This is a genomic window from Streptomyces sp. NBC_00322 (assembly GCF_036147535.1).
Classification (GTDB): Bacteria; Actinomycetota; Actinomycetes; order Streptomycetales; family Streptomycetaceae; genus Streptomyces.
This window is the reverse complement of the sequence record NZ_CP108019.1, coordinates 1167425-1181531: the sequence shown is the minus strand read 5'-3', so window position 1 is coordinate 1181531 and position 14107 is coordinate 1167425. Positions and strand designations below refer to the sequence as shown.

Annotated in this window: 12 protein-coding genes and 1 pseudogene; 10 read left to right on the top strand and 3 right to left on the bottom strand. The window is 71.3% G+C overall.

The window, feature by feature from the left end; all coding sequences use genetic code 11:
- Positions 1-127 precede the first annotated feature (127 nt).
- Complete coding sequence (locus tag OG905_RS05255; protein ID WP_328666424.1) at positions 128-3412, bottom strand: GH92 family glycosyl hydrolase; 3285 nt, start codon at positions 3410-3412, stop codon at positions 128-130.
- A gap of 361 nt (positions 3413-3773) precedes the next feature.
- Here OG905_RS05255 and OG905_RS05250 point away from each other — a divergent pair, with 361 nt between their 5' ends.
- The gene (locus OG905_RS05250) at positions 3774-4727 is read left to right on the top strand and encodes an ABC transporter substrate-binding protein (protein WP_328682048.1); all 954 of its coding nucleotides are present in this window, start codon (positions 3774-3776) and stop codon (positions 4725-4727) included.
- A gap of 17 nt (positions 4728-4744) precedes the next feature.
- Here OG905_RS05250 and OG905_RS05245 read toward each other — a convergent pair whose 3' ends face one another.
- Positions 4745-5881 (bottom strand): hypothetical protein, encoded by a 1137-nt coding sequence (locus OG905_RS05245; RefSeq protein WP_328666423.1) that lies wholly within the window; start codon positions 5879-5881, stop codon positions 4745-4747.
- Between the two features lie 94 nt (positions 5882-5975).
- Here OG905_RS05245 and OG905_RS05240 point away from each other — a divergent pair.
- The 9 genes and pseudogenes from OG905_RS05240 to OG905_RS05200 form a co-directional block, all read left to right on the top strand.
- Positions 5976-6119, top strand: a pseudogene (locus OG905_RS05240) (glycoside hydrolase family 5 protein); the annotation flags it as partial.
- A gap of 72 nt (positions 6120-6191) precedes the next feature.
- A complete protein-coding gene (locus OG905_RS05235; RefSeq protein ID WP_328666422.1) occupies positions 6192-7490 on the top strand; it encodes an alpha/beta fold hydrolase in 1299 nt (432 codons plus the stop codon).
- Positions 7491-7518: 28 nt separating this feature from the next.
- Positions 7519-8265, top strand: a complete 747-nt coding sequence (locus OG905_RS05230; protein ID WP_328666421.1) for a PIG-L deacetylase family protein — start codon at positions 7519-7521, stop codon at positions 8263-8265.
- A gap of 108 nt (positions 8266-8373) precedes the next feature.
- Positions 8374-8958 carry a helix-turn-helix domain-containing protein gene (locus OG905_RS05225; RefSeq protein WP_443043895.1) on the top strand — a complete coding sequence of 195 codons (585 nt, stop codon included), beginning with the start codon at positions 8374-8376 and terminating at the stop codon, positions 8956-8958.
- Between the two features lie 78 nt (positions 8959-9036).
- A complete protein-coding gene (locus OG905_RS05220) occupies positions 9037-10005 on the top strand; it encodes an NADPH:quinone oxidoreductase family protein (RefSeq protein WP_328666419.1) in 969 nt (322 codons plus the stop codon).
- A complete protein-coding gene (locus OG905_RS05215; RefSeq protein ID WP_328666418.1) occupies positions 10002-11183 on the top strand; it encodes an acyl-CoA dehydrogenase family protein in 1182 nt (393 codons plus the stop codon). The genes OG905_RS05220 and OG905_RS05215 overlap by 4 nt, the downstream gene beginning before the upstream one ends.
- Complete coding sequence (locus OG905_RS05210; protein WP_328666417.1) at positions 11180-12259, top strand: acyl-CoA dehydrogenase family protein; 1080 nt, start codon at positions 11180-11182, stop codon at positions 12257-12259. Before OG905_RS05215 ends, OG905_RS05210 begins: the two co-directional genes overlap by 4 nt.
- Before the next feature lie 192 nt (positions 12260-12451).
- On the top strand, positions 12452-13318 hold the full coding sequence (locus tag OG905_RS05205) for a phosphatidylinositol-specific phospholipase C/glycerophosphodiester phosphodiesterase family protein (RefSeq protein ID WP_328682046.1): 867 nt from the start codon (positions 12452-12454) through the stop codon (positions 13316-13318).
- 119 nt (positions 13319-13437) lie between these two features.
- The gene (locus OG905_RS05200) at positions 13438-13632 is read left to right on the top strand and encodes a hypothetical protein (protein ID WP_266484269.1); all 195 of its coding nucleotides are present in this window, start codon (positions 13438-13440) and stop codon (positions 13630-13632) included.
- On the opposite strand, the gene OG905_RS05195 is transcribed toward OG905_RS05200, so the two are convergent.
- The gene (locus tag OG905_RS05195; RefSeq protein WP_328666416.1) at positions 13622-14038 is read right to left on the bottom strand and encodes a hypothetical protein; all 417 of its coding nucleotides are present in this window, start codon (positions 14036-14038) and stop codon (positions 13622-13624) included. The two genes, OG905_RS05200 and OG905_RS05195, sit on opposite strands and share 11 nt — an antisense overlap.
- Positions 14039-14107 lie beyond the last annotated feature (69 nt).

Here is a 14107-nt window from a genome sequence, read left to right as displayed (position 1 = left end):
GACCCAGACATCCGGCCGCCGCCCCGGGGGGGGCGGGACGGTCCGCAAGGTGCCTGAACACTTCGCCCGGCGCCTACGGCCCGCCGGTCGGGTACCGGCGGGCCGTACGCGCTGGGCACCGGGCCCCTCAGCCCACCGCCACCGTGAACACGTGGATGTTCTGGTTGTCCGGCAGCGTCACGCTCTTGACGGTCTTGCCCGTCGGCGCGCGGAACGCCTTGGTGGCGAAGACGTAGGCGTCCACCACATCCCTGTCGCCGCCGCTGACATTGCGGTACGCGGTTCTGGCGACGGTCTCGTTTCCGTACTGGACCGTGCCGCCCCCGCCCCCGATCGTCCAGTCGGTGAAGGAAAGGTCGGCGGCGGACGACGTGCCGTCGGTGTACGTCACCTTCGCCGTCGCCGCCTGGTTGCCGTTGACCGCGCTGCCGAGGAAGGACAGGGCTGTCGGCGCACCGGACACGTCGATCGTCTGGCCGGTGGCCGAGGCGTTGTCGGGGCGTGCCACCGGTGACGCGGGCCAGGTGAAGCCGAGGCCCTGGGTAGTGCCCCTGGCGCCCGGCGCGAGTCCGCCGGTGGCGAGTGCCTGGCGCGAGTAGCTCCAGCCGCCCCCGTCGTAGTCGGCTTCGTCGTGCTCGCCGGCGTCGTCGGACGCGCCCGCGTTGTTGTACGCGGCGAGCAGGCTGCCGGGCCTGGCGACGGTGAGGGTGACCGGCTGTTTCACCGCCACGCCGCCGTCGCTCGTGACGGCCACCTCGGCGTCGTAGAAGCCCTCTGCCGTCTGCGCTCCCGCCGTGAGTGCGATGTCGGCGGTGCCGTCGGGACCGACCGTGCCGGACGCGGGTGAGGCGGTGAGTCCGGCCGGAGCGGTGACCTTGAAGTTCACCTTCGGCCCTTCGCCCGAACTCACCGGTACCGCGGCGACCTTGACGGTCAGCGTGCCGCCCGGCGCGATGGTCCCGGTCGTCGGTCCGACGCCGATCTGGTACGGCTGCTCGCCCGTACGGAAGGACGGCGGGGCGTCGGCGGCGGACGATCCCCAGGAGCGGTTGGGCTCCTTGCCGAGGCTGTAGTCGAGGGTTCCGCCGCGCGCGACGAGGGAGGCGGGCAGCCACGGCCTTGAGGTGGCAGCGCCGTTGACCTTCAGCGACTGGACGTACGGGGTGTCGGCGGCGGCGCCCGCTGCCCTCACGGTGATGTCGCGGTGGCCGCGTTCGATCTCGATCCGCGGGAACAGCGGTGAGGACAGGACGAGTTCGGCGCGCGAGGGCACCTGCGGGTACATGCCCATCGCCGAGAAGACGTACCAGGACGACATGGCGCCGAGATCGTCGTTGCCGGGGATGCCCTCGGGCGCGGTCGACCACAGCGTGCGCATCGCGGCCCGTACGGTCTCCTGTGCCTTGTACGGCTGCCCCGCGTACGCGTACAGGTAGGGCACGTTGACGGACGGTTCGTTGTCCATCTCGGACTTGTCGCCGCCGCTGCCCGTGAAGGCCCAGCCGCCGTCGGCGTTGTGGAAGAACGAGTCCAGGCGTCCCGCAGCCTTTGCCTTGCCTCCCATGGCAGCGAAGAGGCCCGCGGCATTGTGCGGGACCATCCAGGTGTACTGGGCCGCGGAGCCCTCGACGAAGCCGTTGCCGGTGGCCGGGGTGAAGCCGGTGACCCAGCTGCCGTCGGCCTTGCGGTTGGCGATGTATCCACCGGTCGGGTCGGCCGCGGCGTTGAAGTTGTTCTGCCACCACTGGGCCCGCTCGGCGAAGGTCCGGGCGGTCTTCTTCCGGCCCGCGGCGGTGGCCAGTTGGGAGAGTGCGAAGTCCGCTCCGGAGATCTCCAGAGTCTCCGCCGCGCCGCCCCAGGCGTTCGAGACGGACGGCATGTAGTGAAGGGACAGGTACTTGTCCAGGGACGGCCGCTGCCCGACGGACAGGATGGGCTTCCCGGCCGGGCTGAGGTCCTTCTCGGTCGGTACGGTCGCGGCCTTGACCAGTGAGTCCAGCGCGCCTTCCAGGTCGAAGTCGTCGCCGCCGAAGGCGAGGATGCCGGCGAGTGCGGCGGGGGACGGATCTCCGTTCATGACATGCGTACCGCCGGCGTTGTGGATCCACCGGTCCCACAGACCGCCGTTCTGGCGGGCGAGGTTGAACAGCGACTGGGCGATGTCGGAGCCCGTCGTCGGCTTGAGGAGGGTCAGCAGCTGGAGCTGCGAGCGGTAGACGTCCCAGCCCGAGAAGGTTCCGTACTGGGCCTTCTGCCGGCCGCTCACCCGGTGGACGGCGCCGTCGCTGCCCGCGTATCGCCCGTCTGCGTCGTTGATGACATTGGGGTGGAACAGGGCGTGGTAGAGCGCGGTGTAGAAGGTCGTGCGGTCGGCGTCGGTGCCGCCGCCGACACGGATGGCGGAGAGTTCACGTCGCCAGGCGTCGTGCGCGGCCCGTCGTACGTCGTCGAAGGTGCGGGCCGGCGGGTTCTCCACCGCGAGATTGGCTGTCGCGCCCTTCTGGTCGACGTAGGAGATCGCGACCTTCACGCCGACCGGGTTCTTGCCGGGCGCGAACGAGACGTATCCGCCCGAGCCCTTGCCCGCGACGGGGCGGCCGTCGGTGCCGAAGCCGCCCGTGCCGCCGTCGGCCGTGGTGGCTCCCGGCGTCAACTCGCCGTCCTTCCAGGTGCCGTGAGAGGCGAAGGCGCGGTCGAAGGTGGCGGTGAAATGGACCGTGTAATAGCTGCGGCGCCCCTCGGGGTCGAGGTAACCGCAGAAGTTGCCGCTGGTGACCGAGCCGGAGACGGTGCGGGCTTGCGGATCGATGTCGATGTGCGCGTCGGTCGAACCGACCTCGGAGTTGGCGCTGCGGATGAGGAGCGAGGCCGCCTTGTCCTCGGGGAAGGTGAAGCGGCCCGAGCCGGTACGGGTGGTGGCGGTCAGGTCGGCGGTGACGCCGGACTTCAACGCCACCTTGTAGTGGCCGGGTTCGGCCGTCTCGTCCGTATGGCTGAAGTCGGACGCGTACACCGCGTCCTTAGTGTCCGCGGCGGGGGAGGACGTCACCTCGCCCGCGTACGGGAAGAACGGGATGTCGCCGGAGCCGCCCGCGCAGCCGGTGCCGGACATATGGGTGAGGCTGAAGCCACGGATGCGGGTGGCGTCGTACTGGTAACCGCCGGGAGCGGCGGTGCGGGTGGCGTTTCCGCGGGTGTTCTCGGGGCTCCAGGAGAGCATGCCCTGCGGGAGCACGGCGCCGGGGAAGGTGTTGCCGCCGTTTCGGCTGCCGATCAGCGGGTCGACGTAGGCGGTGGGGTCACTGACCAGCGGTAACGCGGTGTCCGCGGAGGCAGGCGCGGCGAGCGCGGGCACGGTGAGTCCCACGGTCAGCGCCGCGGCTGCGAAGGCGGCCGGGAGCTTCAGTTGCATGGTGGTCCTGCCTTGTCGGAAGGGCCACGCACGACAGGTCGAACAAGCCGGAAGGGAACGTACCGCACATCCCCGGGATCCCGGAAGACGACCGCGGACGCCCTTGACGGGACTGGGTTCTTGGGGCTTCACTGATCGTCAACCCCCGATTGACAACGTTGTCGCGCCTCGGCCGGTCGAACAAGCCACCGTCCGCCCAGGGCCGCCGACCACGGTTCCGTGACACGGGAGGCGAGACACGGGCCGCGAGGCTGACACCGGACGCGACTGTCCGCCGTACGCCTCGGACAGGCCGGTCCGACGCGCGCCCGCCCCACGCCCGGGCTGCAATGGAGAGGTGACCGGGGCGAGGCAGATCCGGATGAGGGCGCGGCACGCTCTCGCGTCCGCCGTGCTGGTGACGGTCGCCGCCTGTTCGACCGGGCCGTCCCCCGCGAACCCGGGCGCTGTCACCGAGTCGCCGGGCGCCACCAAACTTCTGACCATCGGTTCTGCGGGCTTCACCGAGAGCGATCTGCTCGCCCAGATGTACGCGCTGCTCCTCGGCGAGGCCGGATACAGCACCCGGATCCAGTCCGTCCCCCGCCGGGAGATCTACGAGCCCGCGCTGGAGAGCGGCCGGATCGATGTGGTGCCCGAGTACGCCGCCGCCTTTGCGGACTGGCTGAACGCCAAGGTCAACGGCCCCGACGCGGGCACGGTCGGTTCGCCCGACCTCGCAAGGACGATGGCGGCCCTGCGGAAGCTGGCGACACCGCGCGGTCTGACCGTCCTCGAGGCGGGCAAGGCCGTCGACCAGTACGCCTTCGCCGTCAGTGCGTCCTTCGCCCAGGGCCTCGGGCTCACAACGCTCAGCGATCTGGGGAAGACCAAGCTGCCCGTGCGGCTCGCGGCGGACGAGGAGTGCGTCCAACGTCCTGACTGCGAACCCGGACTGAAGAAGACGTACGGAATCGACATCACGGCGGTCGACCCCCTGGGTGTCGGCACCACGCGGGCCAAACAGGCCGTCCAGAGCGGCCGGGACCAGATGCTGCTCACCACGACCACCGACGCGACGCTCGACGGCTTCGGCCTCGTCCTGCTCGCGGACGACAAACACCTCCAGAACGCCAACTACATCGTTCCGGTCGTCAACCGGGCCAGGGCCGGCGGCGAAGGGGTCACGCGCGCACTGGGCAGGCTCAACACTGTACTGACAACGGCCGATCTGGCCCGGCTCAACGAGCAGGTGGACAGCCAGAGGCGGCCGCCCAAGGACGTGGCTGGGAAGTATCTGGAGTCGAAGAAGCTGCTCCCCGAGTCCGGCGACTGAACGCGGCCGCCCGAGCTTTACGCCACCGGGCCGGTGTGCAGGCTCTCCAGGCGCCGTTGCAGCACCTGAAGCGCCCCGCGCTGACGGCCCGGAACAATGCGGCGCAGCCGGACCAGCTCGGGCGCGAGTGCCCGCGCCCGGGGCAGGTCCCGGATCTGTTCCCACTGGTGATGAGCGCGGTCGACCGCACCCTCGACATCGGGGTCGTCGGTGGCCTGCCGGCGCGTCAGCCGGGCTTGTGCCGCGGCCATCCACAACTCGCAGCTGAGGGCCGGATCCTGCGCGAGCCGCGCGAGATCGGCCCGGACTTCCAGCCAGTGGATCGCCTGCACCGAACCGGGGCCGTGGGTGCGCAGCTCCCGCTGCTCCCAGGCGGCGGCAGCGGCGGCGGCCTCCGTGTGCCGCCCGGCTCCGGCGGCCGCGAGAATCGCCGGGTGCGGATCCTCGGGAGGCTCCGGAGCACCGGCCGGCCCTGTGGCCTGTACGGGCTGGGGGGTACCGATCGCCAGCAGCAGGGCCTCCTCATCACCTGACCGGGCCGCGGCCTGCTCGTGCAGGGTGGCCAGATCCGGCCGTGCCCCGCTGCGCCAGATCGCCGCGCACGCCTTCAGATAGGCCGGAGTTGCGGCTCCCCGGCTGCGCTGGGGAGCCCGGCAGACGCGCCCGTAGAGACGGATGCCCGGTCCGAGACCGAGGCCGCGCGAAGCGAGGTGCTGCCAGGCATCGGCGTCGGCGACCAGGTCGACGACGACGGTGGTGGTGCCGGGCCGCCGGATCGCCGTCTCGGCGGCCAGCCAGTGCCAAGGAAGCGCCGTGTAGCGCATGGTCGTCGGAGTGGTCCGGGCGAGGGCGAGATGCAACAGCCGCTGTTTGCGGTCCAGTTGGAGCTGACCGGCGATGTAGAGGAACAGCGGTCCTGCCGCGGTCGCCGCCGCCCGGATCCGGGTGAGGACGGTCTGCGGATCGAGGGGATCGGCGAGCTCGACGACCGTCGCCGCCGGGGTTCCGGTGAGCGCGCTGGGCGGGACGGCGGCGAGCGTGGGCAGCACGGAACTCGCGTCCACGAGACGGCCCTTGCCCACCGGGGCGGCCGCGATGAGCAGCGCTGTTCCCGGTTCTGCCGTGTCCCCTTCGTTGATCACCACACGCAGCACCGTAGCCGACGAGGCTGCGGCCGAAGGCGTCCGGCGTCGCGCGGCCCGCCGTCGGCCCTTCTTGTCATGACCCTTGCAGGGCAGGGTCGGCGCTGCCGACGACGAACGCTCCGGCGCCGTCTTCAAGGGCGGCACCTGCGACAAGAACGGTCCCTGGACCGGCACCGGGCCGCTCAAGCCCGCCGGCGTCTGGGTCCGTGACCACGCCAGGACCCCGGACGACTTCCCGACGGGCTGACCAGGACTCCTGTGTCCCCGTGCCCGCCCATGTGATCCCATGGGCGGGCAGGGACACAGAACAGGAGCATCAGTGACCAGCTATCGCCAGCCGGGAATCGTCCTGACAGACCGGCACTTCACCGTCCCGCTCGACCACGCCGACCCGGCGGGCGAGCAGCTCGAGCTGTTCGGCCGCGAGGTCGTCGCGAGCGGACGGTCCGGTGCGGATCTGCCCTGGCTGGTCTATCTGGAGGGCGGACCCGGCTTCGGAGCCCGCCGCTTCGTCGGCAAGCAGGCATGGCTCGGGCGGGCGGTGCAGGAGTACCGGGTCCTCCTCCTCGACCAGCGCGGCACCGGCCGGTCCACCCCCCTGAACCGCCAGACCCTGCCCCTGCGCGGCGGGCACCGGGCCCAGGCCGACCACCTCGCCCTCTTCCGCGCCGACAGCATCGTGCGCGACTGCGAGACCGTCCGGCCGCTGCTCACCGGCGGCGCGCCGTGGACCGTGCTGGGCCAGAGCTTCGGCGGATTCTGCGCCACGCACTATCTCTCCACCGCCCCCGAAGGGCTGCGGACCGTGCTCGTCACGGGCGGTCTGCCCGCCCTGGACGCCTGTGCCGATGACGTCTACCGCGCCGCGTATCCCCGCATCCAGCGCAAGGTCGAGGCGCACTACGCCCGCTATCCGCAGGACGTGCGCCGGGCGCGCCGTATCGCCGAGTACCTCGCCGAGCACAAGACCGAGCTGCCCGGCGGCTATCTGCTCACCCCCGAGGCCTTCCAGTCGCTGGGCATTCTGCTCGGCGGCGGGGACGGCAGCCACCAGCTGCACTATCTGCTGGAGGACGCCTTCGTCCGTACGGGAGCGGGGTACGAACTCTCCGACGCGTTCCAGGAGGCCGTGCTCGGGACCCTCTCGTACGCGGGACATCCGCTGTACGCCGTGCTGCACGAGGCGATCTACGCCCAAGGTGCGGGGCCGACCGCCTGGGCTGCCGAGCGGGTCAGGGCCGAATTCCCGCAGTTCGACGTCGCGACTGCTCTCGACGGGGACGCCCCGCTGCTGTTCACCGGGGAGACCGTCCATCCCTGGCACTTCGAGGTGGACCCCGCCCTGCGACCGCTGCGCGAGAGCGCCGAGCTGCTGGCCGCCCGCACCGACTGGACCCCGCTGTACGACCCGGCCCGGCTCGCCGCCAACCAGGTACCCGTCGCCGCCGCCGTCTACCACGACGACATGTACGTCGACACCGAGCACTCGCTGCGCACCGCCCGTACCATCCGCGGACTGCGCACCTGGGTCACCGACGAGTACGAGCACGACGGGGTGCGGGCGAGCGGGCAGCGGGTGCTCGACCGGCTGCTCTCGCTGGCCCGCGGGGAGGTATGACGCCCGGTCAGCGTCGTATCCTGCCCGCATGAGCGAGCCTGCGCCCGAGCAGCTGGAACCCATGCCCGACGACTGGCAGCGCGCGCTGGCCGTCGTCGCGCACCCGGACGACCTCGAGTACGGCTGCGCCGCGGCCGTCGCGAGCTGGACCGACGGCGGACGTGAGGTCTCGTACCTTCTCGCCTCCCGTGGCGAGGCCGGCATCGACACGATGGACCCGGCCACCTGCGCCCCGCTGCGCGAGCAGGAGCAGCGGGCGAGCGCAGCCGTCGTCGGGGTGTCCTCGGTGGAGTTCCTGGACCACAGGGACGGTGTCATCGAGTACGGGACCGAGCTGCGCCGGGACATCGCGGCGGCCATCCGCCGCCATCGGCCGGAGCTGGTGATCACCCTCAACCACCGGGACACCTGGGGCGGCACCGCCTGGAATACCCCCGACCACCGCGCGGTCGGCCGGGCCACGCTGGACGCCGCCGGGGACGCGGGAAACCGCTGGATCTTCCCCGAACTCATCGCCGAACAGGGCCTTCAGCCCTGGAACGGGGTGCGCTGGGTGGCGGTCGCGGGCACCACGACGCCCACCCACGCCGTCGACGCGACGGCGGGTCTTGAGCGCTCCGTCCTCTCCCTGCTGGAGCACCGCACCTATATCGAGGTGCTGACGGACCAGGACCCCGAGGAGTACTGCAGGACCTTTCTGACCGGGTACGCCCAGCGGGCGGCGGCACTCTTCGGCGGCCGGCCCGCCGTGACCTTCGAGCTGTTCGGCCGCTGACGCCGACGGCCGCTTCCGGCGCGGACCGCCCGACCCGTGCACGGCCGGGACGATCGGCCCGGTCTCGCCCGATTGACAAATGCGCTTGCCGTTTCTGCAATGGACGGCATGGACGACGACACGCAGCTCGATGCCGTACTCAGCGAGGTGGGCCCCCGGCTCCGCAAGATCAGGCGGGAGCGAGGAGCCACGCTCGGGGCGCTGTCCGAGGTGACCGGGATCTCCGTGAGCACCCTGTCCCGGCTGGAGTCCGGGCGACGCAGGCCCAGCCTGGAGCTGCTGCTGCCCATCGCCCGTGCGCACCAGGTTCCGCTCGACGAGCTGGTCGGCGCGCCGCCGGTCGGCGATCCGCGGGTGCGGGCGAAGCCCATCGTCCGACATGGCCGCACGATGCTGCCGCTGACCCGGCAGCCTGGTGGCCTCCAGGCGTACAAGGTGGTCCAGGAGGCGGGTGCCCCTGCGCCCGAGCCGCGGACGCACGAGGGGTACGAATGGCTGTATGTACTGTCCGGCCGGCTCCGGCTGCTGCTCGGTGACCACGACGTGGTGCTGACCGCGGGGGAGGCGGCGGAGTTCGACACCCGCGTGCCGCACAGCTTCGGCCCGGCGGGGGACGCCCCCGTGGAGTTCCTGAGTCTGTTCGGTCCGCAGGGCGAGCGGATGCATGTACGGGCGAGGCCCAAGCGCGGTTGACGGGGTCTTCCCGAGAGGCAAGCGACCGCTTAGTATGCGACGAGCATGGTACTGCCTACGGTTTGTGGAGGCCCCGAGATGCAGGCATGGCGAGTGCACCGGAACGGCGAGCCGAGCGAGGTGATGCGGCTCGAAGAGGTGGACCGGCCGACGCCCGGTGAGGGGCAGCTGCTGCTGCGGGTCCGCGCGGCGAACATCAACTTCCCCGACGCCCTGCTCTGCCGCGGCCAGTACCAGGTGCGGCCCCCGCTGCCCTTCACACCGGGCGTGGAGATCTGCGGCGAGACCGAGGGCGGCCGCCGCGTGATCGCCAACCCCGCACTGCCGAACGGCGGACTCGCCGACTATGTCGTCGCCGACGCCGCGGCCGTGCTGCCCGCCCCCGACGCGCTCGACGACGCCGAGGCGGCCGCCCTGCACATCGGCTATCAGACCGGCTGGTTCGGACTGCACCGCCGCGCACAGCTCCGGGCGGGCGAGACACTGCTCGTCCACGCGGCGGCCGGCGGCGTCGGCAGCGCGGCCGTCCAGCTCGGCAAGGCGGCCGGCGCACACGTCATCGGAGTCGTCGGCGGCGCGGACAAGGCCCGCATCGCGCGGGAGCTCGGCTGCGACGTCGTCATCGACCGCCGCGAGGACGACATCGTCGCCGCGGTCAAAGAGGCCACCGGCGGCCGGGGCGCGAACGTCGTCTACGACCCGGTCGGCGGCGACGCCTACGCCAAGTCCGCCAAGTGCGTCGCCTTCGAGGGCCGGATCGTGATCGTCGGTTTCGCGAGCGGCACGATCCCCAGCCCCGCCCTCAACCACGCCCTGGTGAAGAACTACTCGATCGTCGGCCTCCACTGGGGCCTGTACAACCAGATGGATCCCGTCGCGATCCGCGCCTGCCACGAGGAGCTCACCAAGCTCGCCGCACAGGGCGTGATCAAGCCGCTGATCAGCGGACGCGTCGCCATGAAGGACGCCGCGGACGCCGTCCAGCGCGTCGCCGACGGCACGACCACCGGCCGCCTGGTCGTCATCCCGGAAGGAGATGCCCGATGACGGACGCCGCCGAACTGCTCGCCCGTACCAAGGAGTTGCTGGCCGCGCATCCCCCGGCCGGCACGGACCGTACGGACTTTCTGAAGGCGCGTTTCGACGCGGGCCTCGCCTGGGTGCACTACCCGAAGGGCCTCGGCGGCCTCGGAGCGCCCCGCACACTCCAGGCCGTCGTGGACGCCGAACTGACCGCCGCGGGCGCACCCGACAACGACCCGCGCCGGATCGGCATCGGCCTCGGCATGGCCGCGCCGACCATCCTCAAGTACGGCTCCGACGAGCTGAAGCAGCGCTTCCTGCGGCCGCTGTGGGTCGGCGAGGAAGTGTGGTGCCAGCTCTTCAGCGAGCCCGGCGCGGGCTCCGACCTCGCCGCGCTCGGCACCCGTGCCGTCAGGGACGGCGACGACTGGATCGTGGGCGGGCAGAAGGTGTGGACCTCCAGCGCCCATGTGGCCCGCTGGGCGATCCTCATCGCCCGCACCGACCCCGATCTTCCCAAGCACCGCGGCATCACCTACTTCATCTGCGACATGAGCGACCCCGGTGTCGAGGTGCGCCCACTGCGCCAGATCACCGGCGAGGCGGAGTTCAACGAGGTCTTCCTGACCGATGTGCGCATCCCCGACGCGCACCGCCTCGGAGAGATCGGCGAGGGCTGGAAGGTCGCCCAGACCACCCTTATGAACGAGCGCGTCTCCATCGGCGGCAGCCGCATCCCGCGCGAGGGCGGCATGATCGGCCCCGTCGCGCAGACCTGGCGCGAACGTCCCGAACTGCGAACGCACGATCTGCACCAGCGGCTGCTGACCCTGTGGGTGGACGCCGAGGTCGCCCGGCTGGCCGGCGAACGGCTGCGCCAGCAGCTCGCCGCGGGCCAGCCAGGCCCCGAGGGCAGCGGAATGAAGCTCGCCTTCGCCCGCCTCAACCAGGAGATCAGCGGCCTGGAGGTCGAACTCCGCGGTGGGGAAGGCCTGTTGTACGACGACTGGACCATGAGCCGTCCGGAACTCGTCGACTTCACCGGGCGTGACGCGGGCTACCGCTATCTGCGCTCCAAGGGCAACTCCATCGAGGGCGGCACCAGCGAAGTGCTGCTGAACATCGTCGCGGAACGTGTACTCGGACTGCCTTCCGAGCCGCGCAACGACAAGGACGTCGCCTGGAAGGATCTCGCGCGATGACTGACCTGCTGTACTCCGAGGCCGAGGACGACCTGCGCGCCGCCGTACGCTCCCTGCTCACCGACCGCAATGACACGGCGTCCGTTCTTGCCCGTGCCGAGGCCGGTGCGCCGTACGACCCCGGACTGTGGAAGGCGCTCGCCGGGGACATGGGCGCGGCCGGACTGCTCGTGCCCGAGAAACTCGGCGGCCAGGGCGCGAGCCACCGCGAGGCGGCCGTCGTCCTGGAGGAGCTGGGCCGCGCCGTCGCTCCCGCCCCGTATCTCACGAGCTCGGTCATCGCGACCGAGACGCTGCTCGGCCTTGACGTGGATTCAGCCGAAGTGGCTGAGCTCATCGGCGAGTTGGCGGCCGGCAGGAAGACCGCCGTGCTCGCCGTGCCACTGTCCGCCTCGCCGCACGGTCCGCTCCCCGCCGGTGCCTCCACGATCACCGGGATCGCGGACGCCGCCGTCGCCGATCTGCTGCTCGTCCTGAAGTCCGACGGGCTGTACGCGGTCGAGACGGCGAGCGTCACGGTCGAGGCGCTGACCCCGCTCGATCTCACCCGCCCGCTCTTCGCCGTCACGATCGGCGACACTGCGGGCGGCACGCGTATCGCCGATGCGGCGACCGCCGAGCGGGCAGTACGGCGCGGGCTGCTCGCCGGGGCCGGGCTGCTCGCCTCCGAGCAGCTGGGGCTCGCCGAGTGGTGCCTTGAGGAGACGGTCCGCCACACCCGCGAACGCCACCAGTTCAACCGCCCCATCGGCTCGTTCCAGGCGCTCAAGCACCGTATGGCGCAGCTGTGGCTCGAGGTCGTCTCGGCCCGCGCCGCGGCCCGCAACGCCGCCGACGCGCTGGCCACCGACAGCCCGGAGGCCACCCTCGCGGTCGCCGTCGCCCAGGCATACAGCTCGCGGGTCGCGGTGCACGCCGCCGAGGAGTGCGTGCAGTTGCACGCGGGCATCGGCATGACCTGGGAGCACCCGGCGCATCTGTACCTCAAGCGCGCCAAGTCCGACGAGATCGCGCTCGGCACGCCGGGCCGCCACAAGGAGAAACTGGCCGAACTGGTCGACCTCCAGGCACCGTAGGGGGTGTCCGGCCCCCGGCCGCCGCGCTGAGCCATCAGCGCGGCGGCCGTCGTATGCCACCCGCCCTGACGCTCCGTCACCGCTGACGACCCGGTGACGGATGGCCGAACTCTTCGCGCTGCCCTGCCCATTGGGCCGCCCGCGACGGATACTCGCCGATGTCCCTCCCGACCCGTAGAGCCCGGAGGCACCATCGTGCTGACCACCCGTCGCAGAGCCGTCACCACCATCGCCGCCGCACTGGCAGCCGCCGTCGCCGCGCCCGCCTATGCGCAGGCCGCGCAGCAACACGGCGGACGGACCCGCCCGAGGCCGCTGCGCCGGGCCCACGCCCACAACGACTATCTGCACCAACGGCCCCTGCACGACGCCCTGTCGCACGGTTTCACCAGCGTGGAGGCGGACATCTTCCTCGTGGACGGCGAGCTGCTCGTCGCCCATGAGCCGACGGACCTCGACCCGACGCGCACCCTGCGCTCGCTCTACCTCGACCCGCTGCTCACCCGCGTGAAGGCCAACCACGGCTCCGTGTACCGCGGTTACCGGCGACCCGTCCAGCTCCTGATCGACATCAAGACGGACGGTGTCAACGCCTACCTCGAACTCGACCGCCAGCTGCGGCACTACCGGCGGATGCTGAGCAGCTACTCCCACGGCCGGGTCCACCCCGGTGCCGTCACCCCCGTCATCTCCGGCGACCGCGCGGCCCGCGTGCCGATGGAGGCCCAGCGCCAGCGGTATGCCTTCTACGACGGCCGCCTCGAAGACCTCGGTACCGCCGCCCCCGCCTCCTTCGTCCCGCTGATCTCCAGCAACTGGACGCAGAGCTTCACTTGGCTGGGTACGGGCCCGTTCCCGGCCGCCGAGCGGCAGAAGCTGCACGCGATCGTCGCCGATGCCCACGACCACGGTCAGCGGGTCCGCTTCTGGGCCACCCCCGACGTGGCGGGGCCCGCCCGCGACGCGATGTGGAGCGAATTGCTCGCCGCCCGGGTCGACCACATCAACACGGACGACCTGGCGGGCCTGGAGAGCTTCCTGCGCGCCCGCGGCGAGTAATCGAACTGACCCGCAGACAACACCCGTACGGCGGACACGCCAGTCGGCCGTACGGGCCCCTCACTGCGCCAGACTGACCGCCGTACGCCGCGATCCCCGCGCGGCGCAGGAGGTTGGCGATGGCCATTTCGATCTCGATCGTGCTGCTTCTGCTCGTTCTCGCAGTGATCTTTCTGCGCAACGGCGGACTGAAGCTGTCCCACGCGGTTGTCTGCGCCCTGCTCGGGTTCTACCTCGCGAGCACCAGCATGGCGCCGACCATCCAGGAGGGCATCGCGGCCACGGCCAACGTGGTCGGCAGCCTCAGGCCGTGACGTCGTCCGGCAGCTGGAACAGGCTGCCGCGAACCTCGTCCACATGCACCACATACCGGCCGACGCGGACGATCTGAGCGGTCCCCACCCGCCAGGAGCCGCAGGCCCCTTCACTGTCCGGCAGCGGTCTCCACACCTCGCGGAACGTACTGCCGTCCGCGTTCACGCCTGTCTCGATCATGTCCTCGCCCGACCGCCGGAGTGTGCCCACATCCAAGCCGGGTTCCCCGACGTCATGGTGGAAGCGGACCTGTCCGCCCTCGTATGTGGTGACGCCCGCGAAGCCGCGGCTGTCGGCGTAGTAGGCGTCGATCTGGAGCCAGACCACGTGCTCGTTCTCCTGCAGCGGTCCGCCGTTACGGCTGATTCCGGCGCGCAGCCAAGCGCCGCGAGTGGGGGCGTTCACATACACCAGCATGTCAGCCGGGGCTCACAGTGGGTGCCTTTCGGATCTTGGCTCGCGACCGGGCTGAGC

Coding starts and splice junctions, on each gene's coding strand:
- OG905_RS05255 (WP_328666424.1), bottom strand. CDS start 3,412: ATGCAACTGAAGCTCCCGGCCGCCTTCGCAGCCGCGGCGCTGACCGTG.
- OG905_RS05250 (WP_328682048.1), top strand. CDS start 3,774: ATGAGGGCGCGGCACGCTCTCGCGTCCGCCGTGCTGGTGACGGTCGCC.
- OG905_RS05230 (WP_328666421.1), top strand. CDS start 7,519: ATGAGCGAGCCTGCGCCCGAGCAGCTGGAACCCATGCCCGACGACTGG.
- OG905_RS05225 (WP_443043895.1), top strand. CDS start 8,374: ATGGACGACGACACGCAGCTCGATGCCGTACTCAGCGAGGTGGGCCCC.
- OG905_RS05220 (WP_328666419.1), top strand. CDS start 9,037: ATGCAGGCATGGCGAGTGCACCGGAACGGCGAGCCGAGCGAGGTGATG.
- OG905_RS05215 (WP_328666418.1), top strand. CDS start 10,002: ATGACGGACGCCGCCGAACTGCTCGCCCGTACCAAGGAGTTGCTGGCC.
- OG905_RS05210 (WP_328666417.1), top strand. CDS start 11,180: ATGACTGACCTGCTGTACTCCGAGGCCGAGGACGACCTGCGCGCCGCC.
- OG905_RS05200 (WP_266484269.1), top strand. CDS start 13,438: ATGGCCATTTCGATCTCGATCGTGCTGCTTCTGCTCGTTCTCGCAGTG.